The organism is Sulfurimonas sp. NW7 (assembly GCF_051132265.1).
Lineage (GTDB): Bacteria > Campylobacterota > Campylobacteria > Campylobacterales > Sulfurimonadaceae > Sulfurimonas > Sulfurimonas hydrogeniphila.
Map to the genome: position 1 here is coordinate 1,645,509 of NZ_CP093235.1, position 16,360 is coordinate 1,661,868.

Here is a 16,360-nt window from a genome sequence, read left to right on the forward strand (position 1 = left end):
TTATATAATCATATTAATCAGGGCATCTCTAAAAACCCTGATATACCTCAAAACCAAAAAGAGAAGCTACTCGTAGCTCCTGCATAGTTTTGCCTTGCATTAGCACTTTTGCTATAATGTTGAGATATATCAGGGTTTTTAGAGGTGCCCTTAGATATAATGCCAATTATAAAATTTATGAAAATACAAAGAGACCTATGGATTATTTAAAAATAAAAAACAGTGCTTCACTCGAAGGTACTATAAATATCTCAGGTGCAAAGAATGCATCTCTACCTCTTATTGCTATGTGCATACTGGCCAAAAACAGTGTACATATGAAAAATTTACCACAGGTTGTAGATATAAAAACGCTTTTAAAACTCCTGTCAAATCTTGGTGCAACCTGTGAATTTTCGCAAGACAGTGTTATCGTCAATACATTTGATCTACACGAAACAAAAGCTACCTATGATATAGTAAAAACCATGCGTGCTTCTATTTTGGTTTTAGGACCGATTTTAGCACGTTTTGGGCATTGTGAAGTCTCTTTACCCGGAGGATGTGCAATTGGACAGCGTCCAATTGATCTGCATCTTAAAGCCTTGGAGCAGATGGGTGCAAAAATAGCTATTAAAGCAGGATACATCGAAGCAAGAACGCCAAATGGCTTGCACGGATGTGAAATAATTTTTGACAAAGTCACCGTTACAGGTACTGCAAATATTGTTATGGCCGCCGCCCTTGCCAAGGGGGCAACAACGATTACAAATGCAGCCAGAGAACCTGAAGTTGTCCAATTATGCGAAGTACTCAATGCCAGCGGCGTGAAAATCAACGGCATAGGCACAGCAATACTCGAAATACACGGTACAGACGGACAACTGCTCAATATCAATGAGTTTTCTATCATTCCGGACAGGATAGAAGCCGGAACATACCTTTGTGCAGGGGCCATTACAAAATCGCAACTCACATTGACGAATGTTGAACCGAAACATTTGGGCGCAGTTTTATCCAAACTCGAAGAGATGGGCAGTACTTTTACCCTCACAGACACCACAATTACAATTCACCCTGCCGCGCATATCAAACCTGTTAAAATTGTCACACAGGAATATCCCGCATTTCCAACAGACATGCAGGCACAGTTTTTGGCACTTGCAACACAGGCAGACGGTGTTTCAATTATAGAAGAACGACTTTTTGAAAACAGATTTATGCATGTCAGTGAATTACAGCGTATGGGTGCAGATATAACATTAAACGGTCATATTGCAACAGTGAGTGGAAAAAGTAACCTGTGTGGGACTGATGTCATGGCAACGGATTTACGTGCATCAAGCGCATTGGTTCTCGCTGCACTTGTTGCAACTGGAGAAACACATGTACACCGCATCTACCACCTGGATCGAGGATATGACTCACTTGAGAAAAAACTTTACCAGGTCGGTGCCAATATACAAAGACTCAAAGAGTAGATCTTCTACTCTTTAAAAACTATCATCTCATATAAACTTTTTTTCGTGACAAGTGACTTTTCCGGAGCAACAGAATGTGCATTTTTGACTACTTCAACTTCGTGACGAAGTTCTGCTATCTCTTTTTCCATTGCATCTATTGTTTCTTTCAAATTAAGAATAATATCCACACCTGCAAGGTTCACACCCAGTTCACGTGTCAATCGCAAAATTAATTTAATTTTATCTATATCCCGTTGCGAGTAGAGTCGTATTCGTCCGTCAGAACGAGATGGATTTATTAAGTTTTCCCTCTCATACTGTCGTAGAGTTTGAGGGTGTATATCTAATATTTTTGCAACAATGCTTATTAAATAGACCGGTTCATCATAATGGTGCATAGCAATACCCTCCTTTTATACTGTCTTTGGTAATTTTTCTTTCATAATTTTTACTAATTCAGGATCCAGATCTTCAACTTTTGGCAATACAATATTTGCTTTTAGATACAAATCACCTCTTTGTTTCGTTTTACGATTCATAGCCCCCATACCTTTGACACGAAAGCGCTGTCCGTTTTTCGTATTTTGCGGTATTTTAAGTTTAATCTCTTTTTCCAGAGTCTGTACAGATATTTTGTCACCAAAAAGTGCCGCATACAAAGGCACATCAATAGTTTTGACTAAATCATCTCCCTCTCTCTCATACTCCGGACTCGGTGCTACATGTATGCGCAAAAAGAGGTCTCCGACTCTGCCGTTTTGTGCATGGCCTTTGCCTTTGACGCGCATTCTCTCACCGTCTTTTACACCGGCAGGAATTTTGATGTCAAAACGCTCGCCGTTAACCGAAACAGAGTGAGATCCTCCTAAGATTGCTACGGCAAACGGGATGGTTACATTTGCTTCTATATCAAGGTTTGGTTCCTGGTAGCGTTGCCCTCCGCCAAATCCGGAACTGCTGAAGCCGGATGCTCCGCCTCCTGCACCGCTAAAGCCTCCAAATCCGCCGCCACCGGAAAACATCTGACGCAGTATTTCATCAAGATCTACATTTCCACCCTGACTTTGAGAAAAATCATGGAAATTCTGACCGCCGAACATTGCATCACCGTACTGATCATACTGTGCTTTTTTCTCTTTGTCACTCAGCACTTCATAGGCTGCATTTATTTCTTTAAATTTTTCTTCCGCACTCGGATCCTTATTAACATCCGGATGGTATTTGCGGGCTAACTTTCTGTAGGCTTTTTTGATTTCTGATTCACTTGCATTTGGAGATACTTCCAATGTTTCGTATAATGATTTGCTCATATTTATTCCTTCTAACTTATTTAATTATTCATAGATTCTCATTAGTGGAATTATATCATATTACTTGAGTGTATGTCAATCAAGGTAAAGGAACCTTGATAGATTTAATGTAAGAAGTGGCGGATATCTGAAAAGTAGAGACTCATACCAAATTCATCGGCTGCAGCTATTATTTCTTCGTCGCGAATAGAGCCTCCTGGTTCTATAATATTTTTGACTCCTGCTGCCGCGGCTGCATCTATAGAGTCACGAAACGGAAAGAATGCTTCGCTGGCAAGGGCTGCGCCTGTTACGTCAAGCCCCATATCTTTTGCTTTTTTAAGCGCACACTGTGCAGCATCTACACGGCTGGTCATTCCCATACCGACAGCAACCATTGCGGAATTTTTCACATAAACGACACAGTTTGATTTTGTCAGGGATGCTACCTTATAGGCAATTTCAAGATCTTTCATCTCTTCAGGTGTTGCTGCATTTTTACTCATAAGTTTTGCATTTTTCACTTCATCATCCTGCACCTTGTCCGCATCCTGGAAAATAAATCCGCCGTCAATGTGCTTAAAGTCTTTTTTATCATTCGCCAGTATTAAGTTATCCGCACCCATCTCAAAAAGTTTGATTCTTTTCTTTGCTGCAAATACTTCCTGTGCTTCTTCGGTAATACGTCCTGCTATAATCACTTCAATAAATATTTCATTCATTTTTTCTGCCAATGCTTTGTCAACTGTGCCATTAACGGCAACCACACCGCCAAAAGCAGATACAGGGTCACATTTGAGTGCTTCTGTATATGCTTCGAGTAATGTATCTTTAATTGCAAAACCACAGGGATTACCGTGTTTTGAGATACAAACAGCATTTTCATTCCCAAAGGCAGCTGCAATTTTAACCGCACCGTTTAAATCATTTAGGTTGTTAAAACTTGCTTCGCCTTTGAGTGTCTTAAAATTATTTGAAAAATGTTTGTCAAATTCATAGAGGGCACCTTTTTGATGAGGATTTTCACCATAACGAGTGTTCATTACTTTATTGCCAACAATAAACTGTTTTTCGCCGAAACCTTCGTTGAAACGTTCATTCATGTAGTTTGCAATCATTGAATCATAGGCTGCAGTATGTTCATACGCCTTAATCATAAAACCGCGGCGAAACTCTTTTGTATTTTTTTCATTCTCAATCGCATCAATAACGATGTCATAATCTTGTACATTTGTTACAATTAGAACAGCATCAAAGTTTTTTGCAGCCGAGCGAACCATTGCCGGACCGCCGATGTCAATATTTTCTATAATTTCATCAAAATCATCCGTTTTTTCTATTGTTTCCTTAAACGGATAAAGGTTGACACATACCAGATCAATCGCTTCAACCCCAAGCTCTTTTGCCTGGTCCAAATGTGACTGTTTGTCACGACGATGCAAAATCCCACCGTGAACAAAAGGATTTAAAGTTTTCACACGCCCTTCAAAACATTCGGGAAACTTTGTTATCTCATCAATTTCAATAGCATCCACCCCATTTTCTTTCAACAACCTGTATGTTCCGCCGGTAGAAATTATCTCATACTCATTTTTTACCAATGATTTACAAAAATCTACAACACCGTTTTTGTCACTTACACTTACTAATGCTCTTTTTTTCATTTGACGCCTTGATTTAAAATATTACTGCTATTTTATCCAAATAGAGTTTAGAAGATGGTAAACTTAAAAAAACAATTTAAGGAAGCTATAATGAAGCAAAATATTGCCATACTCTGTTCTGGCGGAGATGTCTCCGGCATGAATCCGGCATTGAAAAGATTTGTTGAATACAGTTTACAAAATAATTTAACGCCCTACTTCGTGTATGACGGATACGAAGGACTGATTGACAACAATATTCATAAAGCGAGTTATTGTGATGTTTCGGGCATTATTAACCGTGGAGGCACTAAAATAGGAAGTGCCAGAAGCAAAAGATTTATGCAGGAGAAGTATAGAAACATAGCAAAACAAAACCTTGATGCATTACATGTAACAATGCTTATTGTGCTTGGGGGAGATGGTTCTTTTCGTGGTTTACATCAGTTTTACAAAGAGCATAACATAAAGTTTTGCGGTATTCCCTCTACTATTGATAATGATATTTCAGGCACAGACTACTGTTTGGGAGTAGATACGGCACTCAATATGATAAAATTCTCAATAGACTCCATCAGAGATACGGCATCTTCTTTCAAAAGGGCTTTCATTATTGAGACCATGGGAAACAAATGCGGTTACCTTGCACTTGTATCTCATTTGACATCCGGTTCTGAGCTTTGTTTAATTCCTGAAACAGCCTATAATTTAAACGCGTATGAGCAAAAATTCAAACAAGAGATACAAAACGGACGAAGATATTTTATTGCTATTGTAGCAGAGGGGATAAATGAGGATTCTGAAGAGATAGCACGATGGTTTGAAGAAAAAATCGGCATTGAATCAAGAGTAAATGTACTTGGTCACCTGCAGCGCGGAGGAAATCCGACAGTAAAAGACAGACTTATGGCATATAAATTTATTACGTATGCGATAGATGCTTTGCTGGATAATAAAAACGAAACTATTGTTTGTTATACAAAAGAGGGGTTCAGGTATAAAGAGATTGATGCGGTTGTGAATACACCCTATCAGTTAGATGAAGAGCTTATAAAATTTATAAACTCTCCAGAAGCAACAGGTGACTAGAAATCACCTTGTGCAGCACGAGCAGGAATTCCTTCCATTGCGTCTTTTACTTTTAAAGCAGCTTCCAGCATTTTGGGAGGTAACGGGTATCCGCCATGAATTGCAAGAGTCATATCCATACTGATTAAGAAAGCGTCTCCGTTACCATAACGAACATACATAATTCTACATGGCATAAAACCACCATAATAACGTGAATAATTCAAGAATATTTTTGCAGTCGTAAGGTTACACAAAGACCAGATTCTTGCTTCTGCCACTTCATTTGGTTTTGCATCCTCTTTTGTATACATCTTAACATAGCCTGTAAGTCTCATGTTATACTCTTCAGTAAGTGCAGCTATTGACTCTTTTACATCATCACCGCTCACACCTTCTTCAACCTTCCACTCTTTCATCATTGCACGTGCAGGGTCACCGTATTTTGCAACTTTTGTAAACATTTCATCATACGCATCCATAGCTTTGTCGTCAAGTTTGTGTTGACTCGTAACTGCCACCCAGCCCATATGCATTGTAGAACATCCTGTTGCAAAAAATGCAACACTCAGTGCAATTATTGCAGTAATTATGTTTTTTCTCATTTATCTTTTCCTTTGTGATATTTTCGTGATTATTATATACCTAAACGGATTAAAGTTTTATAAGATTTTGCTATTACTATAAATCTTGTTCAACTATTTTTCTAAAAGTAGTAAAATAATTCTCTTTGAGGCTTTTTATACTCATATTTACATCATTTATTCGTACAGTATCTCCGCCGACTGTTCCAATTTTTTCAACAGACATTGATTCATCAAGCATCGCTTCAAAAGCTTCACAGTTTTCAGACTTTACTTCAATAATGGCTCGACTCATACTTTCTGCAAAGATATCCCGATCATCAGCAACACTCATATCTACATCGCAGCCAAGTCCGCTTGTGGCTGCCATTTTCGCTAATGCTATTGCAACACCGCCGCTGCTTGCATCTTTTGCGCACTCCAGCAAATGCTTTTTGTTTGCTTCTATAACCAAATCCCAAAGAGCAAGCTCTTTCTTGTAGTCAATTTCAGGTATAACTCCGGCAACAGTGCCGTAAAGCTCTTTCATATATAAAGAACCGCCGAATTCTGATTTGCTTTCGCCTATCAGATAAAGCGCATTTCCCTCAGATTGAAAACTTGACATTAACACATTGTTTTCATCATCATTCACACCTACGGTTGCAATAGAAGGCGTTGGAAAAACAGAAACACCGTTTGTTTCATTATAAAGAGAAACATTTCCGCCAATGACCGGAGTTGTCAGCTCTGCACATGCTTCTTTTATACCCAAACAGCCTTGGCCAAACTGCCACATAACTTCAGGGTTTTCCGGATTTCCGTAATTAAGACAGTCGGTAATTGCCAACGGTCTTGCTCCGCTCATAGCAACATTACGCCCGGATTCAACAACCGCTGCCGCTGCTCCCATTTTCGGATCTATATAACAATAACGCACATTACAGTCAGCTGACATTGCCAAAGCTTTTTTATTCTCTTTTACGCGGATGACGGAAGCATCAAGCATGCCTCCGTTTTTAACAGTATTTGTCTGTACCATAGAATCATATTGTGTATAAATCCATGATTTATCAACTACTTCCATAGATTTTGTCAGTTTTTCAAACGCTTCCTGATTTGACACTCTGTCAAAATCATCAATACTTACTTTGTGAATATCATCAAGGTAAGCAGGTTTTTTCATAGGACGGTTCAGTTCCGGAGCTTCTTCACTAACAGGGTCAACAGGAACCTCAGCACATTTTTCTCCATGCCAAAAAAGCTCCATTTTTCCGGTATCTGTTACCTCGCCTATAACTGCAGCATCCAGATCCCATTTTTCAAAAATATCGATAATAGCCTGTTCTGAACCTTTTTTGGCACACAAAAGCATACGCTCTTGCGATTCACTGAGCATAAAATCATAAGGAGTCATATTTTCTTCGCGCGCAGGAACCTTGTCAAGGTGCATAATCATTCCCGAACCTGAACGTCCCGCCATCTCAAAAGAAGAAGATGTAAGTCCGGCAGCTCCCATATCCTGGATTCCGATGACATGATCCGTTTTAAAAAGCTCCAGACATGCTTCCAAAAGCAGTTTTTCGGTAAAAGGATCCCCTACCTGAACCGTCGGACGCAAAGATTTGCTCTCTTCGGTAAAACTGTCCGAACTCATAACAGCTCCGCCAAGACCGTCACGACCTGTTTTAGCACCTACATAAAGGACCGGATTTCCTGTCCCCTCTGCCTTGCCGTAAAATATTTCGTCACTTTTTGCAATTCCCAGAGTAAAAGCATTGACAAGAATATTTCCGTTGTAACACTCATCAAAACTGGTTTCACCGCCGATGGTCGGAACACCCATACAGTTGCCGTAACCGCCGATTCCCTCAGTGACACCGCGCACCAAATAACGCTGATGCTTGGAAATATCATCTTTGTTCAAAATATTGCCAAAACGCAGTGCATTCAAGTTTGCCACAGGACGGGCACCCATTGTAAAAACATCACGCATAATTCCGCCGACACCGGTTGCCGCGCCCTGATAGGGTTCTATAAAACTCGGATGATTATGTGACTCCATCTTAAAAACTGCCGCATATCCATCACCAATATCAATAACACCGGCATTTTCACCAGGTCCCTGAATAACCCATGGTGCTTTTGTAGGAAACCCTTTTAAATGGACTTTGGAAGACTTATACGAACAGTGTTCACTCCACATGGCTGAAAATATACCTAATTCAACCAAATTCGGTTCACGTCCTAAGATCTCTTTAATATGTATATAGTCTTCTTGCGAAAGCTTATGGTTGGCTAACTGTTCATCAATGTTTTGTAATTGTTGGCTCACGGGGGTTTCCTAAAAATTGGTTTTTAAAAATGAATTATATCCAAGCAATGGTAAAAGTTGTTTTAATGAAAAGAAAAATCACTTTTTGTGCGAATATTCTTTTTCAGAGAAAAGATATTTTTATACTCTATTTTTTCAATTTCATACTCTTTTATCTGATTTGGCAACCTGACTTTGACCTCGTCGCCTGCACTTTTGCCAAGCAATGCTTTTGCTATAGGAGAATGAACGGATATCAGTCCGTTTTCCGGTTCGCTCTCAAGCACACCGCATAAAGTATACACCTCTTCTTTATCGGTTTCAAGATCAACCAATGTAACGGTACTTCCAAAAGAAATACGTTCATGTACATGTAAAGAGGGATCAATGATTTGTGAGTTTTGAATCATTTTGTTGAGATAAAAAAGCCTTTTGTCAATAAAACGCAATTTCTCTTTTGCCGCCTGATAGTCAGCATTTTCACTTCGGTCACCAAGTGCGGCAGCTACAAGTTTTTCATGCGCCACCTTGGGTTTTTCAACTTCGAGCAGATATTTAAACTCTTCTGTAAGTTTATCATACCCTTCGATACTCATTGGTTCTTTCATCAACTGCTGTTCCTAATGCTCGTACCCTATAATATAATATGTTTCTTTATTTGGTAATTTGTCTGTTTTTACCTTGAATTTTCTGCTGAAATGCTCTATCTTTTCATGTGCTTCCTGTGCTAACTCAGGAGTAGGTGACTCTACTTTTATTTTAAAGTAATCTTTTGTATTGGATAAAGCGACATAGGCATTATTTACTTTGAGATGATCATTTAAATCCAAAATATGCTTCTCTATTTTTTCATATCCCGGAGTATTTTTTTGAATTCTTTTGAGTTGCTGCACCAAAGCTTCATTTGGTACATATCGCAGTTGCGTCAACATTGCATCATTTTGCATATCTGTTTCCTTCTAAAATTTTTATGAAAAATAATAACAGTTTTTTGTAAACAAACATCAAGAAAAATGATTACTTCAGTATGTATTTAGCTATTGAGACTATAATTACACTACAAAGACTATATTTAACAAGAGAGAAATTAAATGACTGAAGATATATTAAAAAAAATCAAGCAACTCCCGCCACTTCCGGAATCTGCTCTTCAAATAGAGAAAGTTTACAAAGATCCAAACTCTACATTTAATGATATGGCAAAAATTTTAGAAAAAGACCCTCTTTTGACAGCCGATATCCTTAAAGCGGCAAATTCACCGCTTTACGGTTTCTCCAGAGAAATAAATGCTATCAGTCAGGCAGTCGGTCTCTTTGGTATGGGTACTGTTCGCGGATTTGCATTAGCTTCAATCGTGAAAAAAAGCTTTGATCTTGATTTGTCGCCCTACGGCATTACAAACGAAATGTTCTCTGAACTCTCAAAAAAACAGCATGCGCTTACTACGGCCTGGTGTCTAAAAAGAGAAAACAGGCTTATGGGTATTTTATCCCCTGCTGCCTTTTTGGTAGAAATCGGAAAAGTACTTATTGCACAGCAGATTATAGCGGACAAAAAAGAAGCAGAGTTCAAAGCAGTTATGCAGGAGTTACAGGATGTTGAAGCTGCCGAAAAAGAGATTGTAGGTGTAGATACACCTGAAGTCAGTGCTACAATATTTGCACAATGGAAATTTGAAGAGGGACTTGTTGATGTTATACGCAACTGTCAAAATCCTGATGCAGCCAAGGAAGAAGATAAAAAAGCTGCACAGATTCTTCATGTAGTTCGTATCACTGTTCCTATAAACGGTGTAATCACAAACGAGAGCATTCAAGCTGCAAAAGAGTTAATAGAAAAATACGGACTTGATATGGAGAGTTTCGATCAAGCCCTGGAACATATAAAGAGTTAAATGCATTGAAATCACTACTTATACGACTCACTCATGGACTCAATGAACAAGACATCACGGAAGAGGAACTTCCTGTAGTACGCGAATGGCTTGCAAAAAAATACCTGACACACAAGCATAATATATACAAATTCAATTCCAAATACCGTGCCGGAGTTTTAGGACTTGTCCAAAAAGGAACAGCCTATTTACATGTAATAGGCGAGAATATTAAAGACCTCTATATCAATGAAAACAATCTCGGACTTGCCAATGAAGGGGATTTGGTTATTGCTCAGAGACTTTTAGGGCACAGAGGACAACCGAGTGCCAAAATAGTAGAAATAGTCGGAAAAGAACAGACTTACAGTGTCGCCTACATTATAGAAAAAGAGGGACACAAATCTTTAGTTGATCTTAAAACCGAGTATCCCGTCGGTGCTGAGATGTCAACAGAAGAGCTCAATAACTATGCAGTGGGTGACCTTTTTAAAGTTGACAACAATGAAAATAAAATCATGGAAAAAATAGGCAACATCAAAGACCCGAAATCTGATGAGAAAATTGTCCTTGCCCAGTTTAACAAGCATGATGCATTTGATGAGGAAGTTTTAAAAATCGCTCGCTCTTTTCAGCCTGTTGATGCTTCAAAGTATCCAAAAAGAAAAGATTTAAGAGATTTGACATTTTGTACAATAGACCCTGTGACTGCAAAAGATTTTGACGATGCCATCTACTGGGATGACAAGAACACAACCCTCTATGTTGCTATCGCAGATGTCAGTGAATATGTCACACCTTTTGGTCCCATAGATACCGAAGCAATCTACAGAAGTTTTTCTATTTACCTGCCGCATCGTTCTATTCCTATGCTCCCTAGAGAACTCAGTGAAACTTTATGTTCCCTTCAACCCCATGTAGACAGACTTGCTTATGTATTTGAAATCAAACTTGATGTAAAAACTCTTGAAGTCGTAAAATCTGAAGTGTATGAGGCACTTATGCACTCTGACAGAAGATTTAACTATGAAGAGATTGACCTCTTTTTAGAAAATAAGCTGCAGGCAAAAACAGAAGAAGAAACAGAGATATTTGCCTGGATAAAAAAGCTCAAAACAGTTACCGACAGATTACGGGCAAAACGTCTGCAGGAAGGTTTTGACTTTCATTCTACAGAAATAGAGATGACTCTGGATGAAAACACAAACCTTGTCGCCACAACCCTTGCCCAGGAGACACCTTCTCACGGACTTATAGAGGACTGTATGCTCTTAGCAAACAAAGAAGCGGCAAAACGTTACAAAAGAGGGCTTTTTAGAATCCACGAACCGCCAAGTCAGGCAAAACTTCAGAAGCTTTACCAGGAGTTAGCCGGCATAGGCATACATGTAGAGATAAAAAACACTATCAAAGAAACAATAGACTCCATCCAAAAACAGGCCAGAGAGATGGGTATTGAAGCGGAAGTGGATACACTGATTATTCAGTCCCAGATGCAGGCACGATACTCCCCTGTAAATGTCGGGCACTTTGGACTGGGTTTTAAAGAGTACACCCATTTCACCTCACCCATAAGAAGGTACAGTGATTTAATTGTGCACAGACTTTTAAAAGCGATTAACAGAGGCGACACACAGGAGCAGTCTTATGTTTTAAGAAATATAGAATCACTCAGTATGGCTATCAGTGAAAAAGAGCGTGAGGCTATGATTATAGAGTCCGAATACAAAGCACGCAAATATGCAAGATGGGCAGAACAAAACCTGCACAAAGAGTTTAAAGCAAGAATTACCTCTACAGATCCGGAACTGCGTGCCCAGTTGCATGATAAAATCATAGGTGCAAGACTGCATTTTACATCGGGTGCGGATGTAACACTTTTTGAAGATGTCATTGTTCGCATTGATAAAGTGAATATAGCAAGAGCCCGAATATATGCCTCTGTAGTCGGGAAAATAGAAAACAATGTATAAAAACGAGTTTGACAAACATATACAAAACAAGAGTATCTCCAACAGCTTTATCTTTTTTGGAGAAAGTACCTTCTTGATAGATATGTATACAAAAATGCTGACAAATATAGAAGAAGCAAATATTCTCAGCTATTACCATGACGAATATGATTTTAACTCTGCAAAGGCACATCTCTCGCAGGGTTCACTCTTTGGAGACAGAAATATCCTTGTCATAAAAAGCGAAAAAAAAATTCCCAAAAAAGAGCTTGATCTGTTTTTATCCTTATGTGACAAAAATACAGAAAATATTTTTGTCTATGCCTATTACGGATCAGACCATAAAACCTACAACAATAAAAAAGCTTTTGCCAAAACAAATGTCATGAGTGTAAGATTTTTTCACCCAAAAGAGTATGAAGCACAAAATATTATTTATGCCCTTGCCCAAGAAAAGCATGTCAATATTGATAAATTTACAATTTCCCATCTCTTAAAAATTCACAATGGAGATGTTGCGCTTGCATCGAATGAAATAGAAAAGTTTCGTGTTTATGACAGAGCCATTACAACAAAAGATGTTGACAATCTGGTATATGGACTTGCAAGTATCAACCTTGACGACTTTATAACAAAACTGCTTGACAAAAAAGATTTTCGTCCTGATTTACTTAATATACTCGAACATGGCGAAGATGAAATAAGAATTATTACAGCAATTACCGCCTATTTGACACAGCTTTATATGTTTAACATATATATCCGAATAAACGGTGCGCCTAATGCTTTAGAAATTTTAGGTTACCCTGCACCCTCTTTTGTGGTAGAACAAAAAGCCTCTGCTGCAATTAAAATAAAACCGCAGACATATGCAAAACTGCATGAATTACTCTTAAACAGTGAACTTCAGATGAAAAGTTCAAGTGGTGACAAAAGCGCGATTCTCTTTTCCAGCTTAATCCGATTACAAAAACTGCTTTAGAAAACTATTTTTAAATATTTGTAGTGTATAATTCTATTATGAATAATTATACAGATATATTACGTCAACATCATTTAAAAGCAACACCGCAAAGACTGGAAATTGCAAATGCACTTCATGCCAATGGACACATGACAATAGAGCACCTGTATGAAGTCATGCTGAAAAAATTCAATTCTATCTCACTGGCTACTATTTATAAAAATATTAATCTTATGATGGAGAATGCTTTTATACAGGAAGTAAAAATTCCAAATGAGAAATCAGTATTTGAACTGACAAAAGAGACACACTCCCATGTAATCTGCAGACAATGTCATACAATTCAGGATATTGTACTGGACCTGTCACAAACTGCCCAACTCGCTTCACAGACTTCTCATTTTAAAATCGACAAAGCCGACCTGGTTTTATCCGGACTTTGTCAAAAGTGCCAAGAACTTTAACATATACTCAGTACAATTGCTGTATAATACAACATTAATTTTTCCAAGAAGGAACTCCTATGCGTGGTTATAAAATTTTTGCAGGATCTGCCAGTGTTGATTTTGCGAAAGAAATTTGTAGTATTTTAGATATTCCCTTAGCGAAAGCTGATGTTAAAAAGTTTAGCGACGGTGAAATTTCGGTCCAGATTGCAGAATCTGTCCGTGGTCGTGATGTATTTATCGTACAGTCAACCGGTGCTCCCTCAAATGACAATCTTATGGAACTGTTAATTTTGACTGATGCCCTCAAACGCTCATCAGCTTCAAGTATTACAGCTGTTGTTCCCTACTACGGTTATGCGAGACAAGACAGAAAAGCCGCTCCCCGTGTCCCGATTACGGCTAAGCTTGTAGCAAACCTTTATGAAACTGCCGGCATAGACAGAGTCGTAACTATAGACCTGCATGCCGGACAGATTCAGGGATTTTTTGATATTCCGGTTGACAATCTTTACGGTTCTATTACCTTTGAGCAGTATATAAAAAGCAAAAACCTCAAAAATCCTATTATTGCTTCTCCTGACATCGGCGGGGTTGCGCGTGCGAGATACTTTGCATCCCGAATGGGTCTTGAAATGGTTATCGTTGACAAACGCCGTGAAAAAGCAAATGAAAGTGAAGTCATGAATATCATCGGAAATGTCGAGGGACATGATGTTATTATGATAGACGATATGGTTGACACGGCAGGAACAATGGTCAAAGCGGCCACTGCTCTTAAGAACAAAGGAGCTGTTTCTGTGATGGCATGCGCTACACACGGTGTTCTCAGTGGAAATGCCTACCAGAATCTTGAGAACGGTGAGCTTGATGAGCTCATTATAACCAATACCTTAGAATCAAAACCTCATTCAAAAATAAAAGTCTTGAGTGTTGCACCACTTTTTGCCGAAGTAATTCGCAGAGTCTATCACAACGAGAGTGTGAACAGTCTTTTTGCATAGGAGTATCATTGAAAAATATTAGGAACTTCTCAATCATTGCCCATATTGACCATGGAAAAAGCACCTTGGCTGACAGAATTATACAAGAGTGCGGTTCTGTTACCGAGAGAGAAATGGGTACACAGATGATGGATACCATGGATATAGAACAGGAACGCGGCATTACCATCAAGGCACAGTCCGTTCGCCTTGACTATGTCAAAGACGGGGAACATTATATTCTCAATCTTATAGACACACCGGGTCATGTTGATTTTTCTTATGAAGTGAGTAAATCTTTGGCATCTTCTGACGGAGCCCTGCTTATCGTTGATGCCGCACAGGGTGTTGAGGCACAGACAATTGCCAATGTCTATTTGGCGCTTGACAACGACCTTGAACTCATTCCAGTTATTAATAAAATTGACCTTCCTGCCGCCGATCCTGATAAAGTCGCCGAAGAGATAGAAACTTCTATAGGTATTGATGCCACAGATGCTGTCCTTGTGAGTGCAAAAACAGGCGTCGGGATTCGTGACCTTATTGATGCCATTGTTGAGAGAATTCCGGCACCTGTCGGTGATCCGGATGCACCTACCAAAGCAATTATTTATGACTCCTGGTTTGACCAGTACCTTGGTGCCCTGGCACTTGTACGTGTTTTTGACGGAGAAATTAGAAAAAATCAGACGATTAAACTGATGTCAAACGGTGAAGAGCATCAAGTCCTTGATTTATTATATCCGCATCCTTTGAAAAAAATCAAAACACAGGCTATAAAGAGTGGTGAAATCGGCATTGTAGTCTTAGGGCTTAAAGAGGTAAGTGTGGTGAGTGTCGGTGATACCATCACTGATGCGAAAAATCCCACTGCCCAACCGGTTGGAGATTACGAACCTGCTAAACCTTTTGTATTTGCCGGACTCTACCCTATAGATACCGACAAATTTGAAGACTTAAGAGATGCACTTGACAAACTCAGACTCAATGACTCTTCCCTCTCTTATGAACCTGAAACATCTATAGCACTCGGTTTTGGTTTTCGTGTAGGCTTTTTGGGTATGCTGCATATGGAAGTCATCAAAGAGCGTCTGGAGAGAGAATTCGGACTTGATCTAATTGCCACAGCCCCTTCGGTTGTCTACCATGTGTACCTTAATAACGGGAAGATGGTAAAAGTGCAAAACCCGTCAGAATTGCCCGAAATCAATCATATTGACAGAATCGAAGAGCCTTATGTGAAAGCCACAGTGATAACCCCCAGTGAGTATCTAGGGAATATCATGAATCTTTTGGTTTCAAAACGAGGTATCCAAAACAAAATGACCTATCTCAACGAAGAAAGAGTAATGCTTGAGTATGAAATACCTATGAATGAAATAGTCGTGGATTTTTATGATACGCTCAAGTCCATTTCAAAAGGCTATGCTTCTTTTGACTATGAACCGACCGAATTCAAAGAGGGCGACCTTGTCAAACTTGATGTCAAAGTTGCCGGAGAGGTCGTGGATGCGCTCAGTGTAATTGTCCCGCGAACCTCTGCGCTTTCTCGCGGGCGAACACTTGTAAAAAACATGAAAGAGCTTATTCCCCGTCAGCTTTTTGAAGTAGCCGTACAGGCATCACTGGGCAATCAGGTCATAGCCCGGGAAACAGTCAAGTCAATGGGAAAAAATGTTACTGCCAAATGTTACGGTGGAGATATTACCCGTAAACGCAAACTCCTTGAAAAACAAAAAGCAGGGAAAAAACGAATGAAATCCATAGGCAAGGTGCAGCTGCCGCAAGAGGCTTTTATGTCTGTTTTAAAAATGGACTAAAG

15 protein-coding genes are annotated in these 16,360 nt (G+C 39.2%); 8 read left to right on the top strand and 7 right to left on the bottom strand.

The genetic code is table 11. The features are described from left to right. Positions 1 to 197: 197 nt before the first annotated feature. Positions 198 to 1,460 carry a UDP-N-acetylglucosamine 1-carboxyvinyltransferase gene (gene murA, locus MLC35_RS08620; protein ID WP_151899855.1) on the top strand — a complete coding sequence of 421 codons (1,263 nt, stop codon included), beginning with the start codon at positions 198 to 200 and terminating at the stop codon, positions 1,458 to 1,460. 5 nt (positions 1,461 to 1,465) lie between these two features. On the opposite strand, the gene MLC35_RS08625 is transcribed toward murA, so the two are convergent. From MLC35_RS08625 to purH, 3 genes are all read right to left on the bottom strand, one after another. Beyond that, positions 1,466 to 1,840, bottom strand: a complete 375-nt coding sequence (locus MLC35_RS08625) for a heat shock protein transcriptional repressor HspR (protein WP_151899854.1) — start codon at positions 1,838 to 1,840, stop codon at positions 1,466 to 1,468. A 15-nt stretch (positions 1,841 to 1,855) separates the two neighbouring features. Beyond that, positions 1,856 to 2,752 carry a DnaJ C-terminal domain-containing protein gene (locus MLC35_RS08630; RefSeq protein WP_434580117.1) on the bottom strand — a complete coding sequence of 299 codons (897 nt, stop codon included), beginning with the start codon at positions 2,750 to 2,752 and terminating at the stop codon, positions 1,856 to 1,858. 104 nt (positions 2,753 to 2,856) lie between these two features. Further along, positions 2,857 to 4,395 carry a bifunctional phosphoribosylaminoimidazolecarboxamide formyltransferase/IMP cyclohydrolase gene (gene purH / locus MLC35_RS08635; protein ID WP_434636596.1) on the bottom strand — a complete coding sequence of 513 codons (1,539 nt, stop codon included), beginning with the start codon at positions 4,393 to 4,395 and terminating at the stop codon, positions 2,857 to 2,859. A 90-nt stretch (positions 4,396 to 4,485) separates the two neighbouring features. Here purH and MLC35_RS08640 point away from each other — a divergent pair, with 90 nt between their 5' ends. After that, a complete protein-coding gene (locus tag MLC35_RS08640; RefSeq protein WP_434580120.1) occupies positions 4,486 to 5,463 on the top strand; it encodes a 6-phosphofructokinase in 978 nt (325 codons plus the stop codon). On the opposite strand, the gene MLC35_RS08645 is transcribed toward MLC35_RS08640, so the two are convergent. The 4 genes from MLC35_RS08645 to MLC35_RS08660 all read right to left on the bottom strand — a co-directional run bounded on the left by MLC35_RS08645 (position 5,460) and on the right by MLC35_RS08660 (position 9,266). After that, the gene (locus MLC35_RS08645) at positions 5,460 to 6,047 is read right to left on the bottom strand and encodes a DUF302 domain-containing protein (RefSeq protein WP_151899850.1); all 588 of its coding nucleotides are present in this window, start codon (positions 6,045 to 6,047) and stop codon (positions 5,460 to 5,462) included. The genes MLC35_RS08640 and MLC35_RS08645 overlap by 4 nt on opposite strands. Positions 6,048 to 6,123: 76 nt before the next feature. Beyond that, positions 6,124 to 8,340, bottom strand: coding sequence for a phosphoribosylformylglycinamidine synthase subunit PurL (gene purL / locus MLC35_RS08650; RefSeq protein ID WP_418640554.1), 2,217 nt, complete (start codon positions 8,338 to 8,340; stop codon positions 6,124 to 6,126). Between the two features lie 62 nt (positions 8,341 to 8,402). Then, on the bottom strand, positions 8,403 to 8,927 hold the full coding sequence (gene greA, locus MLC35_RS08655) for a transcription elongation factor GreA (RefSeq protein WP_151901487.1): 525 nt from the start codon (positions 8,925 to 8,927) through the stop codon (positions 8,403 to 8,405). Between the two features lie 12 nt (positions 8,928 to 8,939). Further along, positions 8,940 to 9,266, bottom strand: a complete 327-nt coding sequence (locus MLC35_RS08660) for a hypothetical protein (protein ID WP_151899848.1) — start codon at positions 9,264 to 9,266, stop codon at positions 8,940 to 8,942. 144 nt (positions 9,267 to 9,410) lie between these two features. On the opposite strand from MLC35_RS08660, the gene MLC35_RS08665 reads away from it, so the two are divergent. From MLC35_RS08665 to lepA, 6 genes are read left to right on the top strand one after another with little or no spacing between them, the layout of a single operon-like run. Continuing rightward, complete coding sequence (locus MLC35_RS08665) at positions 9,411 to 10,214, top strand: HDOD domain-containing protein (RefSeq protein WP_151899847.1); 804 nt, start codon at positions 9,411 to 9,413, stop codon at positions 10,212 to 10,214. Positions 10,215 to 10,219: 5 nt separating this feature from the next. Then, entirely contained in the window at positions 10,220 to 12,166 is a 1,947-nt protein-coding gene (locus tag MLC35_RS08670; protein ID WP_434580121.1) for an RNB domain-containing ribonuclease, read from the top strand. Next, positions 12,159 to 13,127, top strand: a complete 969-nt coding sequence (holA, locus tag MLC35_RS08675) for a DNA polymerase III subunit delta (protein ID WP_151899845.1) — start codon at positions 12,159 to 12,161, stop codon at positions 13,125 to 13,127. Before MLC35_RS08670 ends, holA begins: the two co-directional genes overlap by 8 nt. Positions 13,128 to 13,165: 38 nt before the next feature. Continuing rightward, positions 13,166 to 13,573 (top strand): Fur family transcriptional regulator, encoded by a 408-nt coding sequence (locus MLC35_RS08680; protein ID WP_151899844.1) that lies wholly within the window; start codon positions 13,166 to 13,168, stop codon positions 13,571 to 13,573. Between the two features lie 59 nt (positions 13,574 to 13,632). Next, positions 13,633 to 14,559, top strand: a complete 927-nt coding sequence (locus MLC35_RS08685) for a ribose-phosphate pyrophosphokinase (RefSeq protein ID WP_151899843.1) — start codon at positions 13,633 to 13,635, stop codon at positions 14,557 to 14,559. An 8-nt stretch (positions 14,560 to 14,567) separates the two neighbouring features. After that, positions 14,568 to 16,358, top strand: coding sequence for a translation elongation factor 4 (gene lepA / locus MLC35_RS08690; RefSeq protein ID WP_151899842.1), 1,791 nt, complete (start codon positions 14,568 to 14,570; stop codon positions 16,356 to 16,358). Positions 16,359 to 16,360 lie beyond the last annotated feature (2 nt).

Coding starts and splice junctions, on each gene's coding strand:
- greA (WP_151901487.1), bottom strand. CDS start 8,927: ATGAAAGAACCAATGAGTATCGAAGGGTATGATAAACTTACAGAAGAG.
- MLC35_RS08630 (WP_434580117.1), bottom strand. CDS start 2,752: ATGAGCAAATCATTATACGAAACATTGGAAGTATCTCCAAATGCAAGT.
- murA (WP_151899855.1), top strand. CDS start 198: ATGGATTATTTAAAAATAAAAAACAGTGCTTCACTCGAAGGTACTATA.
- holA (WP_151899845.1), top strand. CDS start 12,159: ATGTATAAAAACGAGTTTGACAAACATATACAAAACAAGAGTATCTCC.
- purH (WP_434636596.1), bottom strand. CDS start 4,395: ATGAAAAAAAGAGCATTAGTAAGTGTAAGTGACAAAAACGGTGTTGTA.
- MLC35_RS08685 (WP_151899843.1), top strand. CDS start 13,633: ATGCGTGGTTATAAAATTTTTGCAGGATCTGCCAGTGTTGATTTTGCG.
- MLC35_RS08680 (WP_151899844.1), top strand. CDS start 13,166: ATGAATAATTATACAGATATATTACGTCAACATCATTTAAAAGCAACA.
- MLC35_RS08665 (WP_151899847.1), top strand. CDS start 9,411: ATGACTGAAGATATATTAAAAAAAATCAAGCAACTCCCGCCACTTCCG.
- MLC35_RS08625 (WP_151899854.1), bottom strand. CDS start 1,840: ATGCACCATTATGATGAACCGGTCTATTTAATAAGCATTGTTGCAAAA.
- MLC35_RS08660 (WP_151899848.1), bottom strand. CDS start 9,266: ATGCAAAATGATGCAATGTTGACGCAACTGCGATATGTACCAAATGAA.
- MLC35_RS08645 (WP_151899850.1), bottom strand. CDS start 6,047: ATGAGAAAAAACATAATTACTGCAATAATTGCACTGAGTGTTGCATTT.
- MLC35_RS08640 (WP_434580120.1), top strand. CDS start 4,486: ATGAAGCAAAATATTGCCATACTCTGTTCTGGCGGAGATGTCTCCGGC.